Origin of the sequence: Mesorhizobium qingshengii (genome assembly GCF_027563465.1) — a bacterium.
Taxonomy (GTDB): domain Bacteria; phylum Pseudomonadota; class Alphaproteobacteria; order Rhizobiales; family Rhizobiaceae; genus Mesorhizobium; species Mesorhizobium qingshengii_A.
In genome coordinates, this window is record NZ_JAPFQA010000001.1 from 477,821 (window position 1) to 494,004 (window position 16,184).

The window sequence follows — 16,184 nt, forward strand, 5'->3', positions numbered from 1 at the left end:
AAAGCCTCCCTTCATGCGATCACGTCAGGCCCACTCGCCCTTGCGCATGACAGGCACGCGGGCACCGTCCTTGTGGACGCCGTCTATGTCGATCTTGTCCGAACCGATCATCCAGTCGATGTGGATGAAGCTCTTGTTGCCGCCCCGCGCCGCGATCTCGTCCTGGCTGAGCGACGCGCCGTCGACGAAGCACTTCGAATAGCACTGGCCAAGCGCGATGTGGCAGGCGGCGTTCTCATCAAACAGCGTGTTGAAAAACAACAGGCCACTCGCCGAGATCGGCGAGGAATGCGGCACCAGCGCCACTTCGCCAAGACGGCGCGCGCCCTCGTCGGTGTCGAGCACCTTCTTCAGCACGTCCTCGCCTTTCGAAGCCCTGGCCTCGACGATCCTGCCTTCCTCGAAACGCACCGAGATCTCGTCGATCAGCGTGCCCTGGTACGACAGCGGCTTGGTCGAGGAGACATGGCCCTCGACGCGCCTTGCATGCGGCGTGGTAAAGACTTCCTCGGTCGGGATGTTGGGATTGCAGGTGACGCCGTTCTTGGCGGTCGAGGCGCCGCCCATCCACTCATGGCCATCCGCCAGCCCGACAGTGAGATCGGTACCGGGTCCGGTGAAGTGCAGCGCATGGAAATTGTGACCGTTGAGCCATTCGGTGCGGCCGCGCAGCGCTGCGTTGTGCGCCTTCCAGTTGCCGATCGGGTCCTCCACATCCACCCGCGAAGCGGCAAAGATGGCGTTGGCGAGCTTCGCGACGGCAACATCGTCGGCGTCGTCCGGAAAGACCTGCCTGGCCCAGGCGAGGTCCGGGTAGGCGACGATGTTCCAGTTGATGTCGAAGCCGGTGATCTTTTCCAGCGCCGGCTGGTAGGCCATCGAGTTCGCCTTGTTGGCGCGAGCCACCTTCGCCGGGTCCTGCGCCGACAGCAGCGACGGATCCTCGCCGCGTACGGCAAGCCGCGCCGCATTGTTGGAAAAGGCTTTCGCCATGCCTTCATAAAGCCAGCCGGCGGCACGGTCGAAGCTGGCATCGGCGCCGAAGCGGTAGCGCGCCAGCGTCATCTCGTCGTCGTTGAAGATCGGCGTCACCAGGCCGGCGCCGGCCTTGTAGGCGTGCTCGACGATCCGCCGGGTCAGCGGCAGCGCCGCGATCGACGATGTCAGCACCAGATCCTGTCCGGGCTGCAATTGCAGCCCGACCTTGATGGCGACCTCCGCCAGCCTGTCGAGCTTCACCGGGTCGATCGATGCGGAAACGCCGCGCGAATGTGTGGTCATGATCCTGCCTGCCGTAATGTCTTGATATGGTCTTACATAGACCGCAGGCCGCATCCTTTCCACCGCGATTGCGCTGGTCCAGACCTAGGCCGCGCTTTCAAGCGACCTGAACTGCGTCATCGTCGCCTCGATCTCCTCGCGGACCCAGATCTTGAAATCCCTGACCTTGCGGCTTTCGCTCCTGGTGGCGGAGGTCACCAGCCAATAGCCGAGCCCGCTCTGGGCGCGGATTCCGAAAGGCGCCACAAGCCGCCCGTCGGCCAGCGCATCCGCGGTGAGCAATTGCCAGCCCAGCATCACGCCATGGCCGGCAATCGCCGATTCCAGGCAAAGCATCGGGTCGGTGAAACGCGCCCCCTTCAGGAAGGTGACCGGTGCAACACCGGCCGCCTCGAACCAGCTTTCCCAGTTGATCATCGCCCGCTCGTCGGTGATCGCGCAGGTCTGGGCAAGGTCCTCGACCGATTTCAGTTTTTTGGCGATGACAGGCGCGCAGACCGGGAAGACCTCCTGCGCCAGAAGCAGTTCCGCCCGCCCGCCCGGCCATTTTCCGTCGCCAAGCCGGATGGCGATGTCGATGTCGGAGTGATCGAGATCGGCCAGCCGCACCGAAGCATCGATGCGCAGCAGCACGTTGGGATGCCGAGCGAAGTGACGCGACAGCCTGGGCAGCAGCCATTTCGAGGCAAAGGCCGGCGCCACAGAAACCACCAATGTGCATTGCGTCGCCTCGTCGGCCAGCGCCACGGCCTGGGCAAGCTCGCGAAACCCCGTGCCGAGGCGGGCCCCGAAGACGGCGCCGAATTCGGTCAGCACGAGACCGCTCGACGTCCGCTCGAACAGCGGCTGGCCGAGCTGCTTTTCGGTGCGGCTTATCTGCTGGCTGACTGCGCTGACGGAAACGGTGAGTTCGCCGGCCGCCGCCGCAAGCGAGCCGAGACGGGCAACGGTTTCGACGGCGCGAAGGCCGTTGAGGTGGACGCGATTGAGTATGGCCATTTGAGTTTTTCTAAACCGATCCGGCTGAAATCTCAATTGAAAGGTATATGGAAACGGCAGACCTTATCGTCGGGAAGACAGGCCCGCGGAGCCGGAAATGCTGAGGATGTTGTCGTCGCTGAAGGTCTTGTTCGCCGCGAATACGCCGTATGAGCCATGCCGTGAAAGCGAGACGCAGGGATGGCTGATCGATCCGCTTTCGCACCCCGTGCTGAACGCCATGTCGGAGCGCGAACTTGGTGATGTGCCGTTCAGGCTGACGGCGCGGCGGACCGTGCACGAGACGGCTTCGTTGCGTGCCGGTTCCGGTGGACGCCGCTGAGCGGACGTCACGGGTTCCGGCTTAAGGAAAAGTCGAGGCGATCGCCCCGCCTCGCGGTTGCACTGGCCCAACAAAAGGCGGATTGTTTCACCGGCTCGCGCACTTATTGTGCGCTGCGATGATATCGCCCCCCTCGACGGCGCTTCGCTTCGCTTTCGCCGGCATGATTGCCCTGGCCGTCGCCATGGGCATCGGCCGCTTCGTCTATACCCCGATCCTGCCTGGCATGATGGAAGAGCTCCACCTGTCGCCGGCCGATGCCGGGTGGATCGCCTCCGCCAACTATCTCGGCTACCTCGTCGGCGCGCTGGCCGCGGCGGGCGGCTGGGCGCATGGGCGCGAACGTCTGCTGATGCTGACGGGTCTCGGTGCCAGCACTGTCCTGGCCGCGCTGATGGGGCTGACTGACGCGATGGTCGCCTTTCTCGTCATCCGCTTTCTTGCCGGTCTGGCCAGTGCGTTTGTCATGGTGTTCATGGCCAGCATCGTTTTCAGCCATATCGCCGCTGCGGGTCGCGGCGATTTGCAGGCCTGGCATTTTGGTGGCGTTGGCGTTGGCATCGCGATTTCCGCGGCGATGATGGCGGTCCTGGTCACCGAACACGCCGGCTGGGCGGCAGGCTGGCTGTGGTCGGCGGCGATTTCGGCTTGCGGCTCTGTGCTCGTGGCGCTGCTGGCGAATGAAGGCCCGCTCGCCAATGGTGAAACCGGCCGTGAGCCGGCTCTGCCGAAAGAGCGGTCGTTGCTGAAGATCACCGTCGCCTACGGCCTGTTTGGCTTTGGCTATGTGGTGACGGCGACGTTCCTGGTCGCCATCGTCCGGCAAGGCGGCGGTAGCCGCGTCTTCGAGGCTGTCGTGTGGATGGTCGCCGGCCTTGCCGGCCTTCCCTCGACCTGGCTCTGGCAGAAGGTCGCCGCCCGGATCGGGCTCTATGCCGCCTATGCGCTGGCATGTTTCATCGAAGTTGTCGGCGTCACGGCAAGCGTCGCCATCGGCGGACGAACCGGGCCGCTGCTTGGCGGCCTGCTGCTCGGCGGCACCTTCATTGCCATTACAGCACTTGGCCTGCAGGCCGCGCGGCAGCGCGCACCTGAAGCGCCACGCCGGATCTTTGCCGTGATGACAGCCGCATTCGGTCTTGGCCAGATCATCGGTCCGGTTGCCGCTGGGTTTCTGGCGCAAGCGTCAGGTGATTTCGTCCTCGCCTCGATTGTCGCGGCCGGCGCTCTTGTCGTTTCTGGCGCAATCACATGGTCGGTTGCGCCAAAATCGCCATGATTGTGGTTTTGCTCGATGCAGGCATCGGGCACGGGCATTTGCTTTCCACCTAATGTGTGACTTTATGCCCGCCAAGTCAGCTGATTTGCACATCGATCGAGGAATTCGCCACAGTGTTCGTATCCTTCTTCCCGCAGCCGAAGCTGTTCTTCTCTTCGGCCGCCATCTGGAGCCTTGCGGCAATCCTGTTCTGGTTTTTCGGCGGTGAGCAACTGGGCGCCATTTTCGGACTTCCACCGGCTGCCGCCGACGCGCCGCCCATAATCGGCATCGCCGTGCTCATATCGAAGCCGTTCCTCTGGTTCTATCTCTACTTCGTGGCTTGCGTGGCCGTCTTCTATGCGTTCTGGAGCTGGTATTCTCCGCATCCATGGCAGCGCTGGTCGATCCTGATGACGGCGGTCATCCTGTTCTTCATCTATTTCAACGTGCAGGTCAGTGTCGCCGTCAACGCCTGGTACGGGCCTTTCTTCGACTATGTGCAGGGGCTGATGTCGGGAACCGGGAAGTCGACCAACGGGGAATTCTATACCGGATTGGCCGACTTTTCGTGGCTCGCGTTGGTCGGCATGAACGTGCAGGTGGTCAATGCCTTCATCGTCAGCCACTGGATCTTCCGCTGGCGCACGGCGATGAACAATTACTTCGTCGAGAACTGGGGCAGGCTGCGCCATATCGAAGGTGCCTCGCAGCGCATCCAGGAAGACACGATGCGCTTCTCGCAGATCATGGAAGATCTCGGCTCCAGCTTCGTCCAGTCGATCATGACCTTGATCGCATTCCTGCCGGTCATGATCCAGTTGCAGGCCCATATCAGCGAGTTGCCGATCATCGGCGCGATCCCCCAGCCTTTGGTCGTCGCAGCGCTGGCCTGGTGTCTGTTCGGAACGATCTCGGTGATGATTGCCGGCCTGAAGCTTCCCGGGCTGCAGTTCCGCAACCAGCGTGTCGAAGCCGCCTATCGCAAGGAACTGGTCTACGGTGAGGATCATGCGGACAGGGCGCAGCCGGCCACCACCGCCGAGCTGTTCGCGCATGTTCGTCACAACTATTTCAGGCTCTATTTCCACTACATCTATTTCAACGTCGTCCGTTACACCTACCTGCAGGCGGACAACATTTTCTCGCTGCTGATCCTGGGTCCGTCGCTGGTTGCGCACAAGATCACGTTCGGCGCGCTGAACCAGATATCGAACGCATTCGGCAAGGTAACGGGTTCGCTGCAGTTTCTGCTCACCTCCTGGTCGACGATCGTCGAACTTCAGTCGGTTCACAAACGCCTGCGCGCCTTCGAAGCGACGCTGCAAGGAGAACCGCTGCCGGATATCGACCAGCGCTACCTGGCAAGGCAGAGTGCCGAGGATCCGGCCTGATAAAGACCGAGGTTTTGGAAATCGAACCGGATTGGCGGCTCAGCCGCCAATCAAAGCCTGTTTCTGGCCAGCATCCTGTCGCGAAACGTAGTCGCGAAAGCTCATGCACTCGACGTCGGCCCTCACGCAGACCTCACCGGCAAAGCGCTCCAGCGCGCTCCAATAGGCGCCGTCATTCATCAGCGTGAAGTGGAAGCCGAGTTCCAGCGGAATACGCTTGCCCGCATATTCCCTGTCGAAGGCGGCGCGAAAGGCGTCATAGGTCCGGTTGGCGAACGCGTCCGCCTTGCTTGGCCGCTCGAAGCCGCCGGAATGCCGGACATAGAGATTGTAATCCATGGCGATCACCGGCCGTGATTTCGGTCCCTCCGGAATCTGCGGCAGGGAAAAGCGGGTGATGCCGCCGACGGTCGCCGGCCGGGCGGGGCCTTGCGAGACGCCGCTCGCGTCGAACTGGTAGCCGGCTGCCGGCAGCGCCTCGTAGAGCGCCTTGTTTGCCGACAGGTACGGCGCGCGAAAACCGGCCGCCGCATGCCGCGCGAAATCGCGCCAGCCCTTGGGTTCGGGCGCGATGCCGTTGATCGCGTAGGCGTTCTCGAGAATGTGCTCGAACGAGGCGAACTCGCTCAGCCAGTCGGCCTTGCTCCAGTCCTTGCCGTCGAAATGGCCGCAGCCATGGCTGGCGATGTCGTGACCCTCCGAGGCGGCAAGCCGGATCTGCTCGAGCCGCTCGGCGACTTCCTGCCTGGAAGCGGCAACGCCGATGTTGGATTTGCCTGGTGTCTTGCCTGGCGCGGTGTATTGGTTGCGGGTCTCCGGCGTCAGCAGGAACACGCAGGACAGGAAATAGGTGAAATGCGCGCCGGTACGCTGCGCCAGCGCCCGGCTGCGTTCCCACTGCGAAATGTCGCGGGCGCTGTCGAACGAGATGATGACGACCTGCTTGGGCTTCGCTGGCGGCGCCGGCGGATCGGCGAAGGCCGTGCCGACGCTGGCAAGCGAGGCGAGGGAGAACGCAACAACACGGAATGGACGAAGCATCGGCAATCGATCTGGGCTCGGGGAAATGTCTGGCAGCCGGCTATCGGGCAAATGTGGCGTGGGTACGGTCGTTCTTTTGTGGTCACTTGTCTCGCGATAAGCCGATTTTCCTGCCGAACCCCTTCCATGCCGACAAAATTTCGCTAAAACGCGGGCTCATGAACCGCCCCGGCCCGGGGCAGGAATGGTTTTGATTGATGTCCGACGACAGTTTTATCCGTGAAGTCAACGACGAGATGCGTCGCGAGCAGGCGCAGAAGCTGTGGGACCGTTTCGGCCCGGCTTTGCTCGGCATCGCGATCCTCGTGGTGCTCGGCACCGCCGCCTTCGTCGGCTATCGCTATTGGGACGAGACGCGCGCCAACCGCTCTGGGGATGCGTTCTCGCAGGCGTTGAAGCTTGCCAATGACGGCAAGAACGACGAAGCGCTGACCGCCCTTGATCAGCTGGAGAAGGATGGCTACGGCGCCTATCCGCTGCTTGCCCGCATGCGCGCCGCGACCGTCAAGGCCAACAAGGGCGATGTCGCCGCCGCCGTCAAGGATTTCGACGATGTCGCCGCCGACACCGCCATTCCCCAGGGCATCCGCGACATGGCACGGCTGCGGGCAGCACTCCTGCTCGTCGACCATGGCTCCTTCGCCGACGTCTCCAGCCGCGTCGAGGCGCTCACATCGGATACCAACACGCTGCGCCACACGGCGCGCGAGGCGCTCGGCCTTGCTGCGTGGAGGGAAGGCAAGACCCAGGACGCGCTGAAGCTGTTCGACCAGATCGCCGCCGATGACGGCGCCCCGCGCAACACCCGCGAGCGGGCAACGCTGATGTCCGAGCTGATCCGCGGCTCGGGCAATGCGTCGTAAATGCATGTCGCCCAAAAGTGTGCAGCGGTTTTGGGACAACGACATGCATGATTGTAGGACCGTATGACCTTCAAAGTCGCCATCATAGGCAGACCTAACGTCGGCAAATCGACTCTTTTCAATCGTCTGGTGGGAAGGAAGCTGGCGCTTGTCGACGACACGCCGGGCGTCACCCGCGATCGCCGTGTCCATGCCGCCAAGCTCTACGACCTGCATTTCGACGTCATCGATACCGCGGGCTTCGAGGATGCCGGCGCCTCGACCTTGCCCGGCCGGATGCGCGCGCAGACCGAGATCGCCATCCGCGAGGCCGACCTGATCTTCTTCACGGTCGATGCCAAGTCCGGCCTGATGCCCGATGACAAGACGTTCGCCGAGATCGTGCGCAAGTCCGGCAAGCCGGTCGTGCTGGTCGCCAACAAGGCGGAGGCGAAGGGCGCCCAGGGCGGCATGCTCGAGGCCTGGGAGCTTGGCCTCGGCGAGCCGATCCCGGTCTCGGCCGAGCATGGCCAGGGCATGCCCGATTTGCGCGATGCGGTGATCGGCGCGCTCGGCGAGGCGCGTGCCTTCGGCGAGGACGAGGATGGCGAGGACGACGAAATCGCCACCGGCGAAGTGCTGATCGGCGAGGACATCGCCGATCCGGATGCCGAGGACGCGCATACCTACGATGACACCAAGCCGATGCGCATCGCGGTCGTCGGTCGCCCGAACGCCGGCAAGTCGACGCTGATCAACGCGTTGATCGGCGAGGAGCGGCTGCTGACCGGACCGGAAGCCGGCATCACCCGGGATTCGATCTCGGTCGACTGGGACTGGCACGGCCGCCGCCTGAAACTGTTCGACACGGCCGGCATGCGGCGCAAGGCCCGGATTCACGAGAAGCTGGAAGTGATGTCGGTGCAGGACGGCCTGCGCGCGATCCGCTTTGCCGAGATCGTCATCATCGTGCTCGACGCCACCATTCCCTTCGAGAAGCAGGACCTGCAGATCGCCGACCTGATCATCCGCGAGGGCCGGGCGCCGGTGATCGCCTTCAACAAATGGGACCTGATCGACAACCCGCAGGAGCTTCTGGCGGAACTGCGCGAGAAGACGGAGCGGCTGCTGCCGCAGGTGCGCGGCCTCCAGGCCGTGCCCGTCTCGGCCGAGACCGGGCGTGGCCTCGACAAGCTGATGGATGCGGTGCTGAGGACCCACAAGGTGTGGAACAGCCGCGTCTCGACCGGCAAGCTCAACCGCTGGCTGGAAGGCATCCTGGCGCATCATCCGCCGCCTGCCGTCGCCGGGCGCCGGCTGAAGGTCAAGTACGTCACCCAGGCCAAGACGCGGCCGCCGGGTTTCGTTGTCCAGTGCTCGCGGCCGGATGCGATGCCGCAATCCTATGTCCGCTATCTCTCGAACAGCCTGCGCGAGGCCTTCGACATGCCGGGCGTGCCGATCCGCATCGCGCTGCGCACCTCCGACAATCCGTTTGCCGGCAGGGCAAAGAAGCGCGGCTGAGCGTCTGCGCCTGTCTGGCGCTGCATGATCACGCCACGTTACGCAAACCGCTGTCGTCAGCCCGGGCATTATCGGGCAGCGACTGCCGGGCCGCTTCCAGCAATATGTCGGCAAGGCGGGCCGCCACCGGCTCGGGTTCGGCGTCCTTGCGATGCAGGAACAGCGCCATTTTTGGCAATGCCGGCAGCCCGGCGATCTCAGGCGTCATCGCACTGACGCTGGCCGGCAGGCCGATGTCGGTGCGGATCGTCAGCCCAAGTCCCGCGGCGACGGCCGCCCAGATGCCGCCAAGGCTGGGGCTGGAGAAGGCCATCCGCCAGGACAGCCCAGCGCGGTCGAGCGTCTCTGTCGCCACCGTGCGCAAAAGGCATGGCGCTTCGAGCGCCACCAGCGGCAGTGGCTCGCCGTCGCGCAGGCTGGTCTCGATGCGCTTTGCCGGACCGATCCAGCGCATCTGCACATCGGCGACGTGCCGGCTGTAAGGCAGCGTCTCGCCGCTGTGCCAGGCGAGCGCGATGTCGAGATTGCCGGAGGTGATGCGCTCGGCGAGTTCGTAGCTGCGCGCGATCCTGGCCTCGATCTTGACCTTGGGATGGGCGCGGGCAAAGCGGCCGAGCACGTCAGGCAGCACCGCCTCGCCGAAATCCTCCTGCAGCCCAAGCCGGACCCAACCTTCCAGTTCGACGTCATGAAGGGCCGCCGCTGCCTCGTCATTCAATTCGAGCAGCCGGCGCGCATAGCCGAGCATGGTCTCACCCGCCTCCGTCAAGGCGAGGCCGCGTCCTGATTTGCGGAAGATCGGCGTCGCCGCCTGTTCCTCGAGTTTCTTCAATTGGGCGCTGACCGCCGAGGTCGACCGGCCAAGCCGGTCGGCGGCCCTGGCAAAACTGCCGAGCTCCATGCCGGTGACGAAACTGCGGAGAACGTCGAGATCGAATGTCACGCGTCGCATCGGAAAACGTCCCATTTTTCAGGATTGAATGTACGAAACTTCCTGATTTTAGGGATGGATTTATGGCGATAGAGAGAGTCCGTCAAGGTCCGGACCGCTGGTCCACCACGGGAAGATAATCATGTCCGCCATCGTCGACTGCACCGACCGACAGTCATCTGAATGCCTGAAGGATGGTCCTGCCAGCCCTGCCGAGAGGGTGTTCAGTCCAGGACATCGCTGGAAGGTTCTGGGCCTGGGCGTTGCCGCGAACGCCAGTTTCTCGGCCACTTTTTCCGGCATACCAGCAACGGCGGTCTTGCTTCGCCAGGGCTATCACCTGGGCAATGCCGAGCTAGGCATGGCGCTCGGGGTTCTCGGGTTGGGGGTTGCGCTCAGTGAACTGCCCTGGGGCTTGCTCACCGACCGCTGGGGCGATCGCCGCGTGCTTCTGATCGGGCTCGGCGCGACGGCGGCCTGGCTCTTCGTCATGGCGATGCTGGTTGTCCCGACGAGGACCAATATTCCCAACGTCACGCTCCTGTCGGCCAGCCTGCTCCTCACGGGATTGCTGGGGGGCAGCGTTAACGGTTCAAGCGGCCGCGCCATCATGGCCTGGTTTCGAGAAAGCGAACGCGGCTTCGCCATGAGCATCCGGCAGACGGCGGTGCCGCTTGGCGGCGGCCTCGGCGCGCTTGTCCTGCCGTCGCTTGCCCTGGCCTTCGGCTTTGCCGCGGTGTTCGGGCTCCTGGCGGCAGCATCCGCTCTCTCCGCCCTGTTCGCCTGGCGCTGGCTGCATGAGCCGCCGACGCGGGGCGAGGGCAAGTTCGGCTCGGCGGTTGTGACCGGGCCGCCGCCGCTGCGCAACATCGAGGTCTGGCGTATTGCCACCGCCATCGGCCTGCTCTGTTTTCCACAGGTGGCGGTGCTCACCTTCGCAGCGGTTTTCCTGCACGACTTCGTTGGGCTCGGAACGGCGGCGACCAGTGCCAGCCTCGCTGCCGTGCAGATCGGCGCCATGGTCACGCGCGTCTGTAGCGGCCGCTTCACCGACCGCCATGGCAACCGCCGCCTGTTTCTCCGGTCCTGCTGTGCGATCAGCGCGCTTGCCTTCGTGGTGCTTTGGCTGCTGGTTCTGGCCGCTTCCGCCATGTCAGGCAGCGCCTTCTTCCCGATGGCGCTCCTTCCTGTGCTTCTGGTTGTCGCGGGCATCTCGGTCTCTTCCTGGCACGGCGTCGCCTACACCGAGCTTGCCACGCTGGCCGGCGCCGGCCATGTCGGAACCGCGCTCAGCCTTGCCAACAGCTTCGTTTTCGTCGGCTTCTTCCTCGTGCCGGTGGCCATTCCGGGGCTTCTGCACCTCTTGTCATGGCCCGGCGTCTGGCTGTCGGCCGCGATCTGCGCGCTGATCGCCTGGCCGATCTTCCTGCGGCCGGCCTGAGCGCACGTGCCAGCCGCAAAACCGCCCGACTTTGAAATCACCACCTTGAGCCGACTGAGAAAACCCGATCGATTCCGTTAACGTCCCATCAAGGTTAATGCATCATTTTGCTCTCCAGTGGGGTCAGTAGCGTTCCTGGAGAGTGTTCCGTGCATCGACGTATGTTGAAGCGGCTGGTCGCCGCCGCCGGTGAGAGAAGACGCGGCTTTCTGCCTCCGCTCGTCATCGGTCTAGGCATCTGGATCGGCTTCCCGACCGTCGCCGCCTACCAGGACATGACGAGCCTTGTTTCCGGCCTTGAAGCGTCGAGCACGCGCTGGAATTCCTATGTCGAGAAATCCGTTGCCGGCTCGACCCATTCGGCTGAAATGCCGTTTGTCGATTCCGACGTCACCGGCTCCATCTCCGGATCCGGTGTCCATCTGGCCGGCGTCGGCACCGTGTCGTTTCGCGGCAAGGGCGGCAAGGTTAGCGGGACGCCCGACGAGGACCGCGTCGTGCGCGCCGACAAGAAGGGCCGCATCGTCCAGGTGTCTCCCGTTGCACCGCCCAGGAACTTCAATGCCGGGTCGATCTTCGAGCGCACCTCCTCCTTGCTGCGCCCCAGCATGGACAGCGGCCTGAAGATGGCCTTCGCCAAGCCGCAGATCAAAGGCAAGGAAATCCAGATTGCCGCGGCGTTCCATGCGCGTGAGGACAAGAAATCGGATCCCGGCGTGCCGGCCATGCTTGCGGCGCTGGTCAACAATGACCATCCGGATGTGCTGGCGACCGCCTATGCGCAGGCCGAGCCGGACTATGCCAAGGCGTCGCCCTTCGAGGCCCTGCTGCAGGACGACAAGCCGAATGACGGCCGCTTCATTCCGCCGATGGCCAAAGGTGACCATTCGTGGATACAGAACCCGCTTCCGGCAAGCGTCTTCTCCAAGCCGGAACAGGCATGCCTTGCCAACGGCATCTATTTCGAGGCGCGGAGCGAATCCGTGCGCGGCCAGGCCGCCGTTGCCCAGGTCATCCTCAACCGCGTCCGCAACCCGGCCTATCCGAATTCGATCTGCGGCGTCGTCTACCAGAACGACAGCTGGTTCAACCGTTGCCAGTTCTCCTTCGCTTGCGACGGCAGGAAGAAGCGCATCGACAGCCCGGCCGCCTACAAGACCGCCCAGGATATCGCCATGGCCGTCACCGCCGGCAAGATCTTCATCCCTGAGGTCGGCTCGTCGACCCACTACTATGCCCAATATGTCCATCCCGGCTGGGCACGCACGATGCAGAAGATGACAAAGATCGGCCTGCATATCTTCTACCGGACCTATGGCGGCGGCTGGAGCTGAGCAGCGAACAGATCGCTGATCTTTTCGCGTGGTGCGCGGTCGATCGAAGAGCCATTGCCCGGGGGATTCGTGCCATGCATCCCCGTCGACGCGGCGGGCACGATGTCGCACCTTCCTAAGCATCTGATTTTATTGCCTAAAATACATGACGATGAACTTCCGCCCGTGGCTTGACGGGCGCAAACCCTCTAACTATGTTGCCGGCGACTTTAGAAGCGGACGGACGGTGACGGTCTGACCGGGCAGGGGGGTTGCGATGGCCGATAAAAACAGGCCAGACGGAACCGGAGAAACCGGCCGCGGCAAGCAGCATGAACCCGACATCCGCGACGACGATCTTGAGCGACGTCGGCGTGAACTTGAAGCATCGCTTGCGACAAGGCTGCCGAACCGGCTCGAGGGGAAAGACGACGCGAAAGCGGGTAGTGCGGCCGGTTATGGCCAGGCGGTCAAACTCTCCAGTGAATTTATCGCTGGCGTGGTGGTGGGCGCCGGCATCGGCTGGATCATCGATCGTATGGCGGGGACATCGCCGTGGGGTCTGATCGTGTTCCTGCTGCTTGGTTTTGGCGCCGGCGTGCTCAATGTCATGCGTTCCGCGGGCGTTGTGGCCGAATTCGGACAGGGCGATAAGTCGCGTTCTGACCGGGACGATAGAAAATGACCGCCCTTCAGGCGGCATTTGGAAATGGCCGCCCTCGTGCGGCGATGGTAATTTGGCCGTACGCGGCATTGACGGGGTTTGAACGTGGCAGCTGACAAGGTCGATCCGATCCACCAGTTCCATATCAACAAGCTGATACCGATCGAGATCGGCGGCTATGACCTGTCGTTCACCAATTCGGCGCTGTTCATGGTCGCCACCGTGGTTGTCGCTGCGGCATTTCTGTTTCTGACCACGTCGAGCCGCAGCCTTGTTCCCGGCCGCCTTCAGTCGATCTCCGAAATGGCCTATGAGTTCGTGGGCAACATGTTGCGCGATGCCGCCGGCACGCAAGGCATGAAGTTCTTCCCGTTCGTGTTCTCCCTGTTCATGTTCGTGCTGGTCGCCAACCTGCTTGGCCTGTTCCCGTATTTCTTCACCGTCACCAGCCACATCATCGTCACCTTCGGCCTCGCCGCCCTGGTGATAGGAACCGTGGTCGTCTACGGGTTCATGAAGCATGGTCTCGGTTTCCTGAAACTGTTCGTGCCGCACGGCGTGCCGGTGTTCCTGCTGCCGCTAGTGGTGCTGATCGAGGTTATCTCCTTCGTGTCGCGCCCGGTCAGCCTCTCGGTTCGTCTGTTCGCCAACATGCTCGCCGGCCACATCACGCTGAAGGTGTTCTCGGGGTTCGTCGTCAGCCTGAGCGCGCTGGGCGCGGTCGGCGTGGCGGGTTCGGTCCTGCCGCTGGCAATGGCGGTGGCGCTGACCGCTTTGGAATTGCTGGTCGCCTTCCTGCAGGCCTACGTCTTTGCCGTCTTGACCTGCATGTATCTCAACGACGCCCTGCATCCCGGGCATTAACCCAAGAGTTTCCGGCATTGGCGCCGGATGGAATCGCAACGGAATTTCAGATCCAAAGGAGTTGAACAAATGGACGCAGAAGCAGCAAAGTACATCGGCGCCGGCATCGCTTGCCTGGGCATGGGTGGCGCGGGCATTGGCCTCGGCAACATCTTCGGCAGCTATCTCGCGGGCGCTCTGCGCAACCCGTCGGCTGCTGATGGCCAGTTCGGCCGTCTGATCTTCGGCTTCGCCGTGACCGAAGCTCTGGGCATCTTCTCGCTTCTCATCGCGCTTCTGGCCCTGTTCGGCTGAGCACTGGGAAGATTGGACAGGCCAGCCGCAAAAGCGGCGGGCCTGAATTTCGGGGATAGTCCATGTTCGTGACATCTGCCTTCGCGCAAGAGTCCGCGCCTGCCGCCGATACCAGCCACGCTGCGACGGAAGGCGACACGCATTCCGGCACCAGCGTGCCTGCGGAAGCGCACGGCACGTTTCCTCCATTCGATCCTGCGACGTTCCCGTCGCAGCTTCTGTGGTTGGCGATCACTTTCGGGCTGTTCTACCTCTTCCTGAAGCGGGTCGTGATGCCGCGTGTTGGCGGCATCATCGATGTCCGTAACGATCGCATCACGCAGGATCTCGACCAGGCAGCCAAGTTGAAGGGCGAGGCCGACGCCGCTGTTGCTGCCTACGAGCAGGAACTGGCGGAAGCCAAGACCAATGCCAACGCGATCGGCCAAAAGGCCAACGATGTGGCCAAGGCCGAAGCCGAGACCGCACGCAAGAAGGTCGAGGCAGCGCTTGACCAGAAGCTTGGCGAGGCGGAGGCGCGCATCGCCTCCATCAAGGCCAATGCCATGAAGGAAGTCGGCACCATCGCCGAGGACACCGCTTCGGCGATCGTCGAGGCACTGGTCGGCGGCAAGGCCAGCAAGGCCGAGATCGCGGCCGCGGTCAAATCCGTGGCCGGGTGAGGAGCGCATCATGGACGCCACATCTCTTGCAACGCTTTGGGCAACGGTAGCCCTCGTCATCTTCCTGGGCGTTGCCGTCTACATCAAGGTGCCCGGCATTATCGCCAAGGCGCTCGACGCCCGTGCCGCCCGGATCAGCAATGAGCTGGACGAGGCGCGCCGGCTGCGCGAGGAGGCCCAGCAACTGCTTGGCCAGTATCAGCGCAAGCGCAAGGAAGCCGAGCAGGAGGCCGCCGACATCGTCGCCGCCGCCAAGCGCGAAGCCGATATGCTTGCCGCCGATGCGCACAAGAAGACCGAGGATTATGTTGCCCGGCGTACAGCGCTTGCCGAACAGAAGATCGGTCAGGCCGAGCGTGACGCGATCGCTGAAGTCCGCGCCAGCGCCGTTGACATCGCCGTCGAGGCTGCGCGGACCCTGCTGGCCGGCAAGATCGACGCCAAGGCCGGTGCCGACCTGTTCAAGGCATCGCTTGCGGATGTGAAGTCGAAGCTGAACTGAGCCTGTCGATCAAGCAAAAAACGAAGCCGCCCGGGAAACCTGGCGGCTTTTTTGTTGTGGCGGGAATCATCTCCCCCTTGAGGGGGGAGGCTACCCGCTCAGCCGTTTCACCAATCCCTAAATTCAATCAAGCCCGGCCAGGCTCTCCTCTTCCGCCACCTCAGCGCCGCCCAGCCTGAACGGCGCGAAGGACACGCGGTGCAGCCGCGCGATAGGCCCATGCGCCTCGATCGCCGTGCGATGGCGGGCCGTGGCGTAGCCCATGTGGACCTCGAACCCGTAGCGGTCGTGATGGTTGCCGCAGCCGCACATCATTCTGTCACGCATCACCTTGGCGACGATCGAGGCGGCGGCGATCGATTGCGAACGCTGGTCGCCCTTGATCAGCGCCCGCCCTGCGCAAGGCAGGCCCGGTGGCACGTCGCGGCCGTCGGCGAGCGCGAGCTTCGGTTGAACCGACAGGCCGACCAGCGCACGGCGCATGGCCTCCAGGCTGGCCTTGAGGATGTTGCTGCCGTCGATGCCCTCGGCGCTGATGGACGCCATCGAAACGCCCAGCGCGGAGCCAAGAATTCGCAGGAACAGCGCCTCGCGCTGCAAGTGGCTGAGGCGCTTGGAATCGTCGAGCCCGTCTGGAATGTTGGCGGGGTCGAGCACCACCGCCGCGGCTACCACTGGCCCAGCCAGGGGGCCGCGGCCGGCCTCATCCATCCCGGCCACCGGCCACAGACCATCGGCCATCGCCTTCGTCTCGAAGGAGAAATCGGGTTTCTCGACGATTTCGAAGAGAAGCGGAGAGTCGGAACGCGCGCGAGCCATGTTGCGGCGAGGTTCGCATCGGCTCCGATTCTC

The 16,184-nt window shown here is 63.6% G+C and carries 17 protein-coding genes; 12 read left to right on the forward strand and 5 right to left on the reverse strand.

Translation table 11 applies throughout. The features are described from left to right. Positions 1 to 24: 24 nt before the first annotated feature. Positions 25 to 1,281 carry an aminopeptidase gene (locus OOJ09_RS02180; protein WP_269903616.1) on the reverse strand — a complete coding sequence of 419 codons (1,257 nt, stop codon included), beginning with the start codon at positions 1,279 to 1,281 and terminating at the stop codon, positions 25 to 27. A gap of 84 nt (positions 1,282 to 1,365) precedes the next feature. Next, entirely contained in the window at positions 1,366 to 2,280 is a 915-nt protein-coding gene (locus OOJ09_RS02185) for a LysR substrate-binding domain-containing protein (RefSeq protein WP_269903617.1), read from the reverse strand. Between the two features lie 97 nt (positions 2,281 to 2,377). On the opposite strand from OOJ09_RS02185, the gene OOJ09_RS02190 reads away from it, so the two are divergent. The 3 genes from OOJ09_RS02190 (at position 2,378) to sbmA (ending at position 5,254) form a co-directional block, all read left to right on the forward strand. Beyond that, positions 2,378 to 2,602, forward strand: a complete 225-nt coding sequence (locus tag OOJ09_RS02190) for a hypothetical protein (RefSeq protein ID WP_269903618.1) — start codon at positions 2,378 to 2,380, stop codon at positions 2,600 to 2,602. Between the two features lie 118 nt (positions 2,603 to 2,720). Then, positions 2,721 to 3,881 carry a YbfB/YjiJ family MFS transporter gene (locus OOJ09_RS02195; RefSeq protein WP_269903619.1) on the forward strand — a complete coding sequence of 387 codons (1,161 nt, stop codon included), beginning with the start codon at positions 2,721 to 2,723 and terminating at the stop codon, positions 3,879 to 3,881. A gap of 113 nt (positions 3,882 to 3,994) precedes the next feature. After that, a complete protein-coding gene (gene sbmA, locus OOJ09_RS02200; protein ID WP_269903620.1) occupies positions 3,995 to 5,254 on the forward strand; it encodes a peptide antibiotic transporter SbmA in 1,260 nt (419 codons plus the stop codon). Positions 5,255 to 5,293: 39 nt separating this feature from the next. On the opposite strand, the gene OOJ09_RS02205 is transcribed toward sbmA, so the two are convergent. After that, positions 5,294 to 6,295 (reverse strand): polysaccharide deacetylase family protein, encoded by a 1,002-nt coding sequence (locus tag OOJ09_RS02205; RefSeq protein ID WP_269903621.1) that lies wholly within the window; start codon positions 6,293 to 6,295, stop codon positions 5,294 to 5,296. A gap of 197 nt (positions 6,296 to 6,492) precedes the next feature. On the opposite strand from OOJ09_RS02205, the gene OOJ09_RS02210 reads away from it, so the two are divergent. Together OOJ09_RS02210 and der are read left to right on the forward strand one after the other, a co-directional pair. Then, a complete protein-coding gene (locus OOJ09_RS02210; protein WP_269903622.1) occupies positions 6,493 to 7,158 on the forward strand; it encodes a tetratricopeptide repeat protein in 666 nt (221 codons plus the stop codon). A 63-nt stretch (positions 7,159 to 7,221) separates the two neighbouring features. Then, a complete protein-coding gene (gene der, locus OOJ09_RS02215; protein WP_269903623.1) occupies positions 7,222 to 8,661 on the forward strand; it encodes a ribosome biogenesis GTPase Der in 1,440 nt (479 codons plus the stop codon). A gap of 28 nt (positions 8,662 to 8,689) precedes the next feature. Here der and OOJ09_RS02220 read toward each other — a convergent pair whose 3' ends face one another. After that, positions 8,690 to 9,613 (reverse strand): LysR substrate-binding domain-containing protein, encoded by a 924-nt coding sequence (locus tag OOJ09_RS02220; RefSeq protein WP_269903624.1) that lies wholly within the window; start codon positions 9,611 to 9,613, stop codon positions 8,690 to 8,692. Between the two features lie 121 nt (positions 9,614 to 9,734). Here OOJ09_RS02220 and OOJ09_RS02225 point away from each other — a divergent pair, with 121 nt between their 5' ends. From OOJ09_RS02225 to OOJ09_RS02255, 7 genes are all read left to right on the forward strand, one after another. Next, a complete protein-coding gene (locus tag OOJ09_RS02225) occupies positions 9,735 to 11,033 on the forward strand; it encodes an MFS transporter (protein WP_269903625.1) in 1,299 nt (432 codons plus the stop codon). 149 nt (positions 11,034 to 11,182) lie between these two features. After that, positions 11,183 to 12,367: a cell wall hydrolase gene (locus tag OOJ09_RS02230; RefSeq protein ID WP_269903626.1), complete on the forward strand. Its 1,185-nt coding sequence runs from the start codon at positions 11,183 to 11,185 to the stop codon at positions 12,365 to 12,367. Positions 12,368 to 12,623: 256 nt separating this feature from the next. Further along, the gene (locus OOJ09_RS02235; RefSeq protein WP_269903627.1) at positions 12,624 to 13,031 is read left to right on the forward strand and encodes an AtpZ/AtpI family protein; all 408 of its coding nucleotides are present in this window, start codon (positions 12,624 to 12,626) and stop codon (positions 13,029 to 13,031) included. A gap of 84 nt (positions 13,032 to 13,115) precedes the next feature. Continuing rightward, positions 13,116 to 13,874 carry a F0F1 ATP synthase subunit A gene (locus OOJ09_RS02240; RefSeq protein ID WP_091576882.1) on the forward strand — a complete coding sequence of 253 codons (759 nt, stop codon included), beginning with the start codon at positions 13,116 to 13,118 and terminating at the stop codon, positions 13,872 to 13,874. 69 nt (positions 13,875 to 13,943) lie between these two features. Then, positions 13,944 to 14,168 (forward strand): F0F1 ATP synthase subunit C, encoded by a 225-nt coding sequence (locus tag OOJ09_RS02245; RefSeq protein WP_006206606.1) that lies wholly within the window; start codon positions 13,944 to 13,946, stop codon positions 14,166 to 14,168. A gap of 62 nt (positions 14,169 to 14,230) precedes the next feature. Next, positions 14,231 to 14,830, forward strand: a complete 600-nt coding sequence (locus OOJ09_RS02250; protein WP_269903628.1) for a F0F1 ATP synthase subunit B — start codon at positions 14,231 to 14,233, stop codon at positions 14,828 to 14,830. 10 nt (positions 14,831 to 14,840) lie between these two features. Beyond that, complete coding sequence (locus tag OOJ09_RS02255) at positions 14,841 to 15,332, forward strand: F0F1 ATP synthase subunit B (protein WP_269903629.1); 492 nt, start codon at positions 14,841 to 14,843, stop codon at positions 15,330 to 15,332. 123 nt (positions 15,333 to 15,455) lie between these two features. Here OOJ09_RS02255 and OOJ09_RS02260 read toward each other — a convergent pair whose 3' ends face one another. Then, positions 15,456 to 16,151 carry a ribonuclease HII gene (locus OOJ09_RS02260; protein ID WP_269903630.1) on the reverse strand — a complete coding sequence of 232 codons (696 nt, stop codon included), beginning with the start codon at positions 16,149 to 16,151 and terminating at the stop codon, positions 15,456 to 15,458. Positions 16,152 to 16,184: the final 33 nt, after the last annotated feature.